The sequence below is a fragment of the Gammaproteobacteria bacterium genome (assembly GCA_016199745.1).
In the GTDB taxonomy this organism is placed as follows: Bacteria; Pseudomonadota; Gammaproteobacteria; order Acidiferrobacterales; family Sulfurifustaceae; genus JACQFZ01.
In genome coordinates this window covers 34,644-46,591 of record JACQFZ010000038.1, presented here as the reverse complement: position 1 = coordinate 46,591, position 11,948 = coordinate 34,644, and the positions used below count along the sequence as shown (strand labels likewise).

11 protein-coding genes and 1 pseudogene are annotated in these 11,948 nt (G+C 55.0%); 6 read left to right on the top strand and 6 right to left on the bottom strand.

The genetic code is table 11. The features are described from left to right. Positions 1-114 precede the first annotated feature (114 nt). Entirely contained in the window at positions 115-450 is a 336-nt protein-coding gene (locus HY308_09365) for a type VI secretion system tube protein Hcp (protein ID MBI3898489.1), read from the bottom strand. Positions 451-999: 549 nt separating this feature from the next. Between HY308_09365 and HY308_09360 the strand changes: the two genes are divergently transcribed. Next, positions 1,000-2,523 carry a hypothetical protein gene (locus HY308_09360; protein MBI3898488.1) on the top strand — a complete coding sequence of 508 codons (1,524 nt, stop codon included), beginning with the start codon at positions 1,000-1,002 and terminating at the stop codon, positions 2,521-2,523. A 426-nt stretch (positions 2,524-2,949) separates the two neighbouring features. Continuing rightward, positions 2,950-3,720: an SDR family oxidoreductase gene (locus HY308_09355; protein MBI3898487.1), complete on the top strand. Its 771-nt coding sequence runs from the start codon at positions 2,950-2,952 to the stop codon at positions 3,718-3,720. Positions 3,721-3,888: 168 nt separating this feature from the next. On the opposite strand, the gene HY308_09350 is transcribed toward HY308_09355, so the two are convergent. Beyond that, entirely contained in the window at positions 3,889-4,143 is a 255-nt protein-coding gene (locus HY308_09350) for a hypothetical protein (GenBank protein MBI3898486.1), read from the bottom strand. 405 nt (positions 4,144-4,548) lie between these two features. Between HY308_09350 and HY308_09345 the strand changes: the two genes are divergently transcribed. Beyond that, on the top strand, positions 4,549-6,348 hold the full coding sequence (locus tag HY308_09345; GenBank protein MBI3898485.1) for a response regulator: 1,800 nt from the start codon (positions 4,549-4,551) through the stop codon (positions 6,346-6,348). Positions 6,349-6,409: 61 nt separating this feature from the next. Here HY308_09345 and HY308_09340 read toward each other — a convergent pair whose 3' ends face one another. Further along, on the bottom strand, positions 6,410-7,126 hold the full coding sequence (locus tag HY308_09340) for an HAD-IA family hydrolase (protein MBI3898484.1): 717 nt from the start codon (positions 7,124-7,126) through the stop codon (positions 6,410-6,412). 22 nt (positions 7,127-7,148) lie between these two features. Continuing rightward, positions 7,149-8,210 (bottom strand): annotated as a pseudogene (locus tag HY308_09335) (zinc-binding dehydrogenase). Positions 8,211-8,401: 191 nt separating this feature from the next. Here HY308_09335 and HY308_09330 point away from each other — a divergent pair. From HY308_09330 to HY308_09320, 3 genes are all read left to right on the top strand, one after another. Further along, the gene (locus HY308_09330) at positions 8,402-8,599 is read left to right on the top strand and encodes a hypothetical protein (GenBank protein MBI3898483.1); all 198 of its coding nucleotides are present in this window, start codon (positions 8,402-8,404) and stop codon (positions 8,597-8,599) included. Between the two features lie 461 nt (positions 8,600-9,060). After that, a complete protein-coding gene (locus HY308_09325) occupies positions 9,061-9,930 on the top strand; it encodes a hypothetical protein (protein ID MBI3898482.1) in 870 nt (289 codons plus the stop codon). A gap of 2 nt (positions 9,931-9,932) precedes the next feature. Beyond that, positions 9,933-10,343 (top strand): hypothetical protein, encoded by a 411-nt coding sequence (locus tag HY308_09320; protein MBI3898481.1) that lies wholly within the window; start codon positions 9,933-9,935, stop codon positions 10,341-10,343. Here HY308_09320 and HY308_09315 read toward each other — a convergent pair. Next, positions 10,303-10,647, bottom strand: a complete 345-nt coding sequence (locus tag HY308_09315; protein MBI3898480.1) for a hypothetical protein — start codon at positions 10,645-10,647, stop codon at positions 10,303-10,305. The genes HY308_09320 and HY308_09315 overlap by 41 nt on opposite strands. Positions 10,648-11,204: 557 nt before the next feature. Beyond that, a complete protein-coding gene (locus tag HY308_09310) occupies positions 11,205-11,693 on the bottom strand; it encodes a hypothetical protein (GenBank protein ID MBI3898479.1) in 489 nt (162 codons plus the stop codon). Between the last annotated feature and the right edge of the window lie 255 nt (positions 11,694-11,948).

The window sequence follows — 11,948 nt, the reverse complement described above, 5'->3', positions numbered from 1 at the left end:
TACTACCCCGCGCCATGACGGCGCTTCGTTACATTGTTAGGATCGCTACTTGATTCAGATCCCTAGCTTCACCGGGTGACACCGGTGGTTTTCTCCCTCCTTGGGAAAACAACTTCACGACACAGCCTCGTGTCGCACCAGCTTGTACTCCATATACACGTCAGCGCCCGACCCTGTGCCGGTCTTGGTGAGGTGGATAACGACGTCCTTGCCCGTCCCACAGCACGCCTCTAAAAAAATTTTCGAGGTCGATGAGTCCATCCATTTGTGGATTTTAATATCTGAGATGCGAGCGTTGGTTGACTCACGGTCTCTCTGGGTCGAGGTGGCGGACGTGATCTTACGGCTTGAGCCCCATTCGAACTGACGGATTGGAATCCAGTTTTTATGTCCGGCGGCGTCACTGGCATTCCCCTGCGTGATGCCCGAATAAAACATGAACATGGACATTTCGTTTTCTCCTTAGTGGTCGCAACAGCGAGTCGTCGACACGGGCGACGCTGCGGTTGCCTATCCTTATTGTTGAAAGCAAGCCGACGTGCGGCGAAGCCACATCTGTCGACTGCCGATAGCGGAAGGTTAGCGAAACCCGACGGTGGAATCTGGCACTCACTTCTCCCTGAAAAGTCCTTGTTGTAACGGCGCGCGGCCAGCGAAAAAACAACACGCGCGCCGAGCTATTTTTACCGGCGTCTCACTGATGTTCAAGTATTTCGAACGCAGGCAGCATGCGTGCACTCAAAGAAAGGGCTTAGCGCTTTATTTACGTGAAATCACTGATTCAATCAGCCCCACGAGACTGGTTATACTCCATGGCCATGCTAACCAGGTTTATCTTTTAGAAGCGCGGTAATCTCCGAGCCTCGGAACAACCGCCCGCCCTTCTCTACTCACCTTTCACCCACGTCTCGTCGAGTTCGCCGACAGCAAGCTGTCATTGCTGTCCGTTAAACACGAACGCGATGCGGTATTACAACCAACAACTCTGAGTACGGAGCTATGAACGGAAACTCCAACCTGAAGAAGTTACTCCACCGACTAAGCCGAGCGATTGCCACGGCCACCGTACTTTTCGTCGCCGCATCACCGCCGCCCGTGGCGGCAAACGATGTCGCGCCCGCCGCGGATCGCATTCAGCCGTACCCGAAAAATCCCCGTTACTGGCAATACCAGGGGAAACCGGTGGTACTGATTGGCGGCTCGAAGCAACACAACCTGTTTCAAATTCCCGACCTTGAAGCGCATTTGCAGCTGCTCGCCTCGGTCGGCGGCAACTACATCCGTAACAGCATGAGCTCGCGCGAAGACGGAAACGTTCAGCCGTTCGCGAAGCTAGCCAACGGACGCTATGACCTCGAGCGCTGGAACCCGGAATACTGGCGTCGATTCGAGCAACTGCTGAAGGTGACACAGCAGTTGGGCATCATCGTTCAAATTGAAGTTTGGGACCGATTCGATTATTCGCGCCAACAATGGGATGTGCAGCCGTTCAACCCGAAAAATAACGTCAACTACACCTACGCCCAATCGGGATTCGCCCAGGCCTATCCCGATCATCCGGGCGACGACAAGCAGCCGTTTTTCTTCACCACGCCCAAGCAACGGCATAACACCGTCGTCCTTCGGTACCAACAGCGGCTAGTCGACGAGATGTTGCGCCGCTCGTTGCGTTACCCGAACGTAATCTATTGCATGGACAACGAGACATCGGCCGATGAAGCCTGGGGTGCTTACTGGGCAGACCATATTCATCAGCGCGCGCAAGAAGCCGGCGTGCGCGCATTCGCCACCGAGATGTGGGACGACTGGAATCTGCAGGGGCCGCATCACCGCTACACGCTCGATCATCCGGAGCACTACGATTTTGTCGAGCTATCGCAGAACAATCATCAGAACGGCGACAGCCACTGGAACAACTTCCATTGGGCGCGCGACTACATCGCTGCCACGCCGCGGCCGATCAATAACGTTAAAACGTACGGCGCCGATAACGACCAGAACACGACCATTCATTACCGCTTCAAGCGCTGGTTGTTACGTTTGATCGGCCGTGCACCAACTATGAATACCTCGAGCGACTACGGCACCACGCAAGACGGCACTGAACGCTGGTGGCGCCACTTGATCGGCGGCGCAGCGGCGGTGCGTTTCCATCGGCCGACGGCGGGGATCGGCTTGAACGATGACGCGCAACATCACATTCGCAGCGCGCGCTTGTTCTTGAACGAATTCGACATGACGCGTTCCACGCCGGACGCCAAGTATGCGTTGCTATCGGATCGTAGCAACAACGAAGCCTATGCCACGCAAATCGAAGGCGAGGCGTACGCGGTTTATTTTCCGGACGGCGGCGACGTTAAGCTGGCGGTTTCTCCAACACAGACGTTCCATGTGAAGTGGTTGGAGATCTCCACCAGTCGTTGGACCGACGGAGCCGACGTCAACGGCAGCAGCGCTGTCCGGCTCAACGTACCGGGCGATGGCCAATGGCTGGCGCTGGTGAAAAAGAAGCGCTCGAATTAACGGGGACTTGGCGAAGCGAGCCGAACGTTAGTTCGGCTCGCGGCGGCGAGAAAGGTGTCGGAATGGAATGGCACTTACTTATATAGATTCACCACCATCACAGCAGCGTTCCCTCTCCCCTTGCGGGAGAGGGACAGGGAGAGGGGAAACCTTATCAACGTTATATCACCCCTCTCCCCGGCCCTCTCCCGCAAGGGGAGAGGGAGTGGTTGCGGATAGGGCTTCGGCTTTTGCTTAAGTGCCATTCGTGTCGGAATGATTAAAGTTTAAGCAATCAACTGGCTGTTTACTTATTAATCACTCCAACCACTTCTACTCTTTCATCCGTTGTGCGCGTTCGGTTGAATTAACAGCAAGAATCGGGTCGCGATCAGCACTGTGTAGTCGGCACACTACTCCCACACAATCGATAAAGAAGGAGTGGGAATGAAAGTACTTGCCGATAAGGTTGCTATCGTCACCGGAGCAAGTTCCGGCATCGGCCGCGTAACCGCCAAGCTGTTCGCGCGGGAAGGCTGCAAGATCATCGTGACCGCGCGTCGCCAAGTTGAGCTCGATACACTGGTCGAGGAGATCCAAGCAGCAGATGGCCAAGCCGTTGCCATTGCCGGCGACATAAGGGATGAGAACTTGGCTAAAGCTCTGGTTGAAACGGCCGTCGGCCGCTTTGGCGGTCTCGACGTCGCTTTCAATAATGCCGGTTCGATGGGTGAGATAGGACCCGTTTCCGCCGTGTCGCTGGCTGGATGGCGCGACACGCTTGATACCAACCTGACGAGCGCTTTTCTTGGCGCGAAGTATCAGGTGCCCGCCCTGATTGCGCGCGGCGGTGGTTCGCTCATCTTCACCGGCTCTTTCGTGGGCTACACCGTCGGCATGCCCGGCATGACGGCCTATGCGGCTAGTAAGGCAGGACTGATCGGCCTGATCCAGGTATTAGCAACCGAGTTCGGGCGGAAAGGCGTTCGAGCAAACGCCATTCTCCCCGGAGGCACTGACACGCCGGCGAACATCGCTAACGCGCCGGGCGCCGCCCGCGACGTGCGCACCTTTGTCGACGGTCTTCATGCCCTCAAGCGCATGGCACAACCCGACGAGATTGCACGCTCAGTGCTACACCTCGCGTCGGATGCATCAAGCTTCATCACGGGTGCAGCGATTCTTGTCGACGGTGGGGTGTCTATCAATCGAACTTGATTCGACAAACGAGTAACAAGGGATTGGCGTGCAATGTCTTACTTAAGGACGCCACGATTGTAGGATGGGCGTAGCCCATCAAGATATGACAACGATGGGCTGCGCCCATCCTAGCGGATATGCAACCAATAGATCGACCCACTCCTTTTTTAGTCCACCGTCATTGTTTCATATGCGTGCATGCCGCTGTCCGTTCAGCGGATAGACGGACGAGGCATCGCCGAAGGCGGTATCGAAATACGGATTCCGATACTTGTTGATCAACCCTTCGATGTGACTCGCCGAGTATTTATAGGGGAACGTTTTGGACCCGAGCAGCGTCTTCAGTCGTCGGCGATAGCCTTCTTTCAAGCTTTGGTGTTGTGCCGCGGTCCCGGCCAGTAAAGAGGTACAGATGAGACAAGCTCCGGATTGTCTCGGCATACTCCGCATCTCTGGCCGCTTCGCGTTTCATGTGCAATCGGGATAGTGCTTGAGTTCAGGGTGGAACCACCTTAGGCAATCACTGCGGCCATGGGAAAAATGTGTAGACATCACCTGACAATGCCTTAACCAACCTTGATAACGGTAGACCTGATTTGTAGCTGGTTCAAAATAAACCGCACTCGCAAGAAAGACCGCGTGCTGACTGATAGCACGACGTTTCCACTCCTACCGTATTCGCAGTCCGCGAATTGCTGTTTGTGCCGAACATGCCTCTAAGCTCGGAGCGATTAGCAATATCGGTAAGACAAATATTGGCAACGGTACATAGAGCCTAGCCGACTATTTATTAACGCTGTCGAGATCTATCCAACTTGAATCGTTTTAAGAAGCAGAGGTGCTGCCATGCAGGGGTCTGAGAACGATCGACATCACAATACCGAAGCACAAGTACCGAGCAGCACCCGCCGCTACCGCACTCTCAAGGAAGATCGGCGCGTCATGCGGCGAGAATTGCAAAATACCGTCGACGCGCGCGAGCTAAGCAATAATGAAGAACTGACGATCGCCAACAACCAACTGCAACTGAAGATGACTCAAGCGGTGGTCGAGCAAATGCCAGCGGCGGTGCTGGTGGCGGAGGCACCGTCCGGAAAATTATTGCTGAGCAACCGTCAGAGTGCGGCACTCTTCGGCCACTCGTTTCCGCCACCGATAGACACGCATTGGACCGGCGCCTACGTCGACTTCAAAGGGTTCCATGCGAACGGCCAAGCATACCAACCGGACGAATGGCCGCTCGCGCGCTCGCTCGCCACCGGCGAATCCATCATCGACGAAGAAATCGAGTTTGAACGCAACGGCGCGCGCGGCACGTTAACCATCAACGCCGCGCCGATCCGCAATCACGCCGGCGAAGTCATCGCCGCGGTTGCAACGTGCTGGGAAATCAGCGAACGCAAACGTACGGCGCAGGCACTGCGCGACAGCGAAGAGCGTTTTCGCCTGCTGGTCGAAAGTGCTCGCGTCGTTGCCGAGAACGCCAGTCGCGCCAAGGACGAATTCGTAGCGGTCGTCAGCCACGAGCTGCGCACACCACTCCATGTCATCAGTCTATGGTCGAGCATGTTGGCGAGCGACAAAGTGCCCAAGCAGAAGTGGGCTGAAGGTTTTCAAACGATCAATCGCGCCGTGCAGGCGCAACAACAGCTCATCGAAGACCTGCTCGACATCTCGCGCATGGCAATGGGCAAGCTGCGGTTAACCATGAGCGAGACGAGTCTCACCGAGGCGATCGAGGGCGCAATCCAGGCGACACTGCCGGCAGCGACAGCGCGCGGTATCGCTATCGAAACGACATTCGCGGACAACATCGGCCTGGTCCGCGCCGATTCGACGCGACTACAGCAGGTGTTGTGGAATCTACTCAACAATGCCATCAAATTCACGCCCGTCGGCGGTAACGTTCGAGTGCAATTACGGTGCGCGAACCGCGGCTTCCAAATCGAAGTCACCGATAGCGGCATCGGCATCGATCCTAAATTCCTATCGCAAGTGTTCGACCGCTTCCGTCAGGCGGACGTCAGCGCGACCACGCGCCAGCACGCCGGCTTAGGGCTAGGCCTCACCATTTCCAAGCAGTTGATTGAGATGCACAACGGAACGATCACTGTCACCAGTGAGGGCGAAGGCCGAGGCGCGACCTTCATCGTCTGGTTGCCGCAGGAAATCCAAGTGGGCAATGCGACGGAAGCGAAGCCGGAACACAAAGAGCCGGCGAATAAAGATATACCGCGCGCAGCAAAACATAGAAGCGGCCTCTCCGGCGTCGACATCCTGCTAGTCGAAGACGAGGCCGCCTCGCGTGACGCCGCCCGGCGTTTGCTCGAAATGCACGGCGCCCGCGTCCGCGCCGTGGAATCGGCGGTGCTCGCACGTGAAGCCTTTGCCCTCTGCCGACCTGACGTGGTCGTAAGCGATATCGCCATGCCGGGCGAAGACGGCTACGCCCTGTTAAAGGCAATCCGCGCCATCGAACGCGAGCACGAAGCGGCGCACGTTCCCGCCCTGGCACTAACCGCCTTCGCCCGCGACACCGATCGGTACAAAGCGCTGGATGCCGGCTTCGATGCGTATCTATCGAAGCCGACCGATGCTAACGAACTGCTGGCGGCTATTTCGAAACTGACCAAGATGGAAACTTGAGTCGTTCCTTAGCCTACGCCACGCGGAATTGCCGGCGTAGCTCAAGGGTGGAATGACGGTTTTATGCGGATCCGAGTAAGTTCGTGGCGAGCTCCGCCAGCGTCGAGTAGTGATAGTGCGGTGTCGTAATCGTTTGCGGGATAGGCGTGGCACCGAAGCCGTGCCGACGGCGGCGCTCAATCAAGCAGACGTGATAGCCCAGGCGTTTGGCAACACCGATATCGTGATACTGGCTTTGGGCGACGTGCAGATAGTCGTTCAACATGAACCCGTGAACGCTTTGCCTCCCGCGACAGTACGCGAACATTTGCGGATCGGGTTTGTTACATCCCACATCGCTGGCAGTAACCGCGTCATGGAAGGGCTGCCCCAGCGTCGTCGCCATATGGTCGAGCGCCCAGTTATCGGCGTTGGTAAGCGCGACCAGTCGATAGCTCGTCTTAAGCCGTCTTAACGCGTCGATCGAATCGGGAAAGGCGGGCCAATTGACGACCGACAATCGAAAGCGCTGCGCTTCGTCGTTCGCTATCGGTAACTCAAGCGTTGTTGCCATGTCACAGTAAATGGGTTCGAGCATTTGCGTAAACGACATGTTGGGTATCAGGCGATGCTGGGCGTCCTCTGCCTGGGCGAACGATTCTAAAATTTCACGATCGGTTAACTCGATAGCGACATTGTCCGCAATCGCGCGGATGCAATTAAGGATGCCCGTTTCAAAATCGATCAAGGTACCGATGACGTCGAAGGTGAGAATCTTGTAAGCGCGAGAAAAAGTCATCATTCGTCCCTAACGACTTTAGTTACGGTGTAACGACAATGTTGCCGAAATGGCGCTTGGCGAGAAACGCCGACTGTGCGTCTGCCTACTGTGCAAGTGGATAGGTCAACGCGCGTAACGGCGTTAGATCGCCGGCGTCGATATGAGCGACCAACTGCCGAAACTCGGTGGCAGTACCGTACGACGAGCCGATGAGCTCCAGGTGCTTCAAGTAAACTGTGCGCAAGTCCAGCGAGACGATCGGCCCAGCGATGGCGCCACAAACCACGTACCGCCCACCGCGGCGTAGCGCTGTCAGTAATTCAGCGAAGGCGCTGCCACCCACCACATCAGCAACGACATCCACCGAACCGCCGGCGGCCTCGCGCAATGCGCCGCCGAAATCCTTTGCATCTCGCGGAACGGTCGCGACCGCACCTAACGCGAGCGCTTGCGACTCCTTTCCGCGCGCTACGACCGCCACCGCCTTAGCGCCGCGCAACCTGGCGTATTGGAGGACGGCCGAACCGACGCCACCGGACGCGCCGGTGACGACGATGCGCTCGCCCGTCTTGAGACGCGCTCTGTTCAACAAGTGCAGTGCGGTTAAGTAGGCGATGGGAAAGGTCGCGAGATCGGCAAGGTCCATGTCCGTCGCCACCGACAACGCGTTGCCGTCGGGCACGACGCAATAGTCCGCGTAGCCGCCGTCTCGTTCCGAACCGAGATAATCGACGTCAGTCGGGTCCTCTGGATCGTTGAGATAAAGCGTCGGGTTTACCAACACCCGTTGCCCTACCCGAGCTCGATCAACACCGGCACCAACGGCGACGATGACGCCGGCGACATCGGAGCCCTGAATGCGAGGAAAACCTGACGCCTCCCGTTTCCAACCGGTCGCTGCACCGGGATCGTCTTCGCGGCCATAGCCACCGATGCGCAGCATGACATCCGAGTTGTTAAGTCCGCAGGCGGCGACTTTGACGAGCACCTCTCCCGCGCCCGGGCGCGGAACCGGAACCTCGACAGGCTGTAGTCGATCGATACCGCCGATCCCTGCCAGAACAATGGCGCGCATAGTTTTGGGCAAATCGCCGAGCGTCATCTCTCCTCCGATATTGATCCATCACCTGCGGCCATTCTGTTGTTCCCATTAAGCCGGGAACAATTGAAATAGATAGTCGGACACTTGACGTTTTTTCATGCATCAAGAAGCTGGAAAGGCTTACGAGGAAGAGGCGCGACGTCTGTTCGATACTTGCTGTCGTCGCACTAACGATAAGGTGAAAGATTTATTTGACTGAAGTCAGTTATGTTGCCGCCGATTCCGAACTTGGCGACGAGTATGGATTTCTCCAAATTCGACATCCCGAAAAGGATGAAACCATTAAAAAGCTCGCCGAACACCAACTAGATAAAGCAGCTAAAGGCGGCGTGCGGCAGAACAATTGCAACAGCGATATGGTCGCGATATCTCGCAATACGGCAACCTAAAAAAGATGCGTTATCAAAACATGTTCGCCGACCCGATGGATCGACCATGACGAAAAATATTTTCGCGTTTTTTCCTTAATGTAACGTGTCGGAAGCATTGCGCCGTAAAAGGTTTCGAAAACCTTCCGGCTTATACGATGACGGATCGAGTGAAGCTTGGAAGAGAGGATGCGCGCAATCTCTCGCCCTTCCAATTAGACGATATTTTTAGACGAGTAGTGACGAACCGCGCATGCGGGTCGCGAATGGCACTGCTCGGGGATGAACGACTAACTGGGGGTGATTGTCTGCATAGCCTTCCTCCCTGGTGTCCTTAGCTGATTCTTCTTAGTAATGCTCGCGCGATTCTATCTGCGGCGCCGCCGGCTTGAAAAGGCACCTTCGTTCATAGGAGCCACTAGCAGAACGGAAGTGCAACCAGGCAGAATGGCCGGCCACAATAACGACAAAGGGACTTTGCGATGTCTACCAGTGCGCCGGCCGCCGCCCAAGAAGAAAAATCCGAGAAGGTTAGGCTTTTCCGCATCACCGATATTCCCGACGTAATGGACACAAAGCTGGGCTGGAAGGTCGGCGCTCAGCTAATGCGCCGGTGGTTTGCAAATCCCGCCTACACGCTAACTCAAGACGAAAAGACAAATCGGGCCGATCCGCGCCACCTTTCGGCGTTTCACTTGGATGAACGCATCGTCACTATGAAGTGGGTGATGGGCTTCTCGCGCGTAAGTAGCGCTTATTATCAGCTGTTGAGTGGCTGGCAAACGCCAGCCGGGCTAGCGCAACTTAAGAGGCGGGTGATTGCAGCACAGCCGCCAATGATCCCGCTTGGCATGACACGCTGGCGCTTCGGCGATCTGTCGTTGCCTGGTAAGGATCTCGACAAAACGTTCCAAGTCAACGTCGCCGAGGTCGGATCCCTCCTGGATCCCCTCGACGATTTTTTTGGCGGCGTCGCGCGGGGACTTTTAAAAATTGCCGTAAGCGGATTAGTGACGCCGCTTAAAAACGGACGCTTTCAGGTTATCGTTGACGAAGTCGGGATCTACTTGCGGGACACCTACGACTTCAACGACGACAGCTACGATCTAATCTCACAGCCGCTGGGTTACTGGGGATTCCAGGGCGTCCAGCGTGACCTGCAACTACGCTGGGACATCGAGATCGACGAGCAATACGTCGACAAGGACGAGGCTCCCGTCGGCCGGTTCTACGCGGTCCAGAATGACGACTTCCGTCGCTACCGTGATAAATATGGCAAAGGCGGCGATTTCATTCTTTATTCAGACGTCCGTCGAGAGCGCCTGATAAAGCCGCTCGTATTGGAGATTTAACGATGGACAAAATCATGGTCGTGTTGTGCAAGCACAAAGGGAAGCTACTCATCATTGGGCTCGCCGTGTGCGCCGCCGTGTTTCTGTATCCTCGATCGCGGCTCGAATCGGTGGTCGCAAGCCCTGACGGAAGTTATCGGTTGGAATATTACGACGTCAGTCTTTTGCAGTGGTTAATGAACCGCGATAAGGCAGATCCCGGATTCGTGCGCTTGTATCGAAATTCGGGCAACCAATATATGGGCGAAAGCGAAGTGGTCGATTTCTTTCTAGGCGCAGATCCGATGTGGTTGATGGCACAGACAGGCGAGGTATCAGTTGGCCGCGATATCGTCTTCAAAGGTGTCCCGCCGGTAAATGCGGTTGGCGAAGTCATGAAGGTTCCAAATCCAACAGCGCCGGCTGCGGAGTAGCGGCTTTTGTGACATCGAGCGGTTCGGTGGTCAAAATTGGAACGCCGACCCACGAGCTGATGTTGGTTGTGGCGTCGTTGACGGCGTCGGCGACCGACCGACCGTGCGCGGCGTAATACTGGGCGAGCGCGGCGGCGAGTTGGGTGTAATACGTGACGTGAACGGTGGTCGATTTGCCAAGCGTGTACGGTGTCACTGCTCGCAGGACTTGCGGAGACTTGAGTGCAATCGCTACTCCCGATGCGTCTTCGGTGTATCGACCCTGACGAAGGCGGCAACGTCGTAACATCAGCATATCGCGCATGATTACAACCTGTCCTTGGTTGCAAAGGCGTTGCATGAAGGGCAGCGCGAAAGGCTCATTAACCATTCCAGCCATCGACCGGTGTCCTTATTGCTGACTGCCTGCCATACCCAATGGGTTCTGCAAACAGGGCAACGGATAGAAAAAAAAGTAAATATAATGCCGATTAAACCCAATAACATTCCACTAAAAATAAATATTGGTTGTAGTTTTGCAAAACCATAAAACATTGTGACCAAACCAACCAACATTAATAAAAATGAACTAACCAATTTCCACCATTGGCCACTTTTTCTTATGATCGAGCTTTCAAACATTGTTGGCTTGACCCATTTAATTAAGTCAAGGGAACCTCTAAAAATTCAAGGTGGGGTGGGCAACGTTGTTCTGCCCAAGCGTTTTTTTGAGATCCGCGTGGGCAAAAAATCGTTGCCCACCCTACGTGTTTGAATTTTTAGAGGTTCCCTCAATATAAATCAGCAACAAAATCGCGCACTGTTTTTCCACAATCATTAAACGGTAGCAACGTAGTAATTGAACAGACAAAAAATTGCCCATCATTCAACTGGCTTTGAATTTTCGAGCTGCAAATAAAAGCCAGTTTCAGTTTCATACAATGTCGAAGACCAGCTTCCCTTCTGAGTCACCCAGTCGCCAACATACATAGTCATATTCTTTATTTTCCCTATTTTTCTATTCGACAGGATTCTATGCAGCGTGCTGTCGGAATCTGTGTGAGTTGGCAGCGATCTAACTTTTGTCGGCACAGCTATCGTCGCTTTCGAATGAATTACCGTTACGTGATACTCGCCAACTTGGCGCCCGGCATCTTCGTCCAACAGTATTTCAGCGTCGGCGGGCAGCTTCATTCCCGTCATTGATTCCATCTTGACCACTTGCTGACGATTCGCGGTCGGATCTAAAGGCTTCTGAGTTTGCGCGTTGCAGCCGGCAGTAAATAGCGGAGTGATTATTAGAGCTATCGATAACGATAAGGTGGACAGATTCATTTTGTTGACTGAGACGCGAATTTTTAAATCTGCCACGATGGCGCTGCACTCACTTAAGGAAACCTCTAAATTCAAACATGTAGGGTGGGCAACGATTTTTTGCCCACGCGGATCCCAAAAAACGCGTGGACAGAACAACGCTGCCCACCCTACCTTGAATTTTTAGAGGTTCCCTTAAGAAATGCGTCATCCACCGCCGAACGGGCACGCGTGATTTTCGTGCGCACCGAGCGGGAACAGCTGGGGTGAGGTTTTGCATCAGCGATCGCAACCCATCCCCATCCTGTCCTT

Excerpts from the sequence above, each read along its gene's own strand:
- HY308_09355 (MBI3898487.1), top strand. The coding sequence starts at position 2,950 with ATGAAAGTACTTGCCGATAAGGTTGCTATCGTCACCGGAGCAAGTTCC.
- HY308_09315 (MBI3898480.1), bottom strand. The coding sequence starts at position 10,647 with ATGCGCGATATGCTGATGTTACGACGTTGCCGCCTTCGTCAGGGTCGA.
- HY308_09340 (MBI3898484.1), bottom strand. The coding sequence starts at position 7,126 with ATGACTTTTTCTCGCGCTTACAAGATTCTCACCTTCGACGTCATCGGT.
- HY308_09350 (MBI3898486.1), bottom strand. The coding sequence starts at position 4,143 with ATGCCGAGACAATCCGGAGCTTGTCTCATCTGTACCTCTTTACTGGCC.
- HY308_09365 (MBI3898489.1), bottom strand. The coding sequence starts at position 450 with ATGTCCATGTTCATGTTTTATTCGGGCATCACGCAGGGGAATGCCAGT.
- HY308_09325 (MBI3898482.1), top strand. The coding sequence starts at position 9,061 with ATGTCTACCAGTGCGCCGGCCGCCGCCCAAGAAGAAAAATCCGAGAAG.
- HY308_09360 (MBI3898488.1), top strand. The coding sequence starts at position 1,000 with ATGAACGGAAACTCCAACCTGAAGAAGTTACTCCACCGACTAAGCCGA.
- HY308_09345 (MBI3898485.1), top strand. The coding sequence starts at position 4,549 with ATGCAGGGGTCTGAGAACGATCGACATCACAATACCGAAGCACAAGTA.
- HY308_09320 (MBI3898481.1), top strand. The coding sequence starts at position 9,933 with ATGGACAAAATCATGGTCGTGTTGTGCAAGCACAAAGGGAAGCTACTC.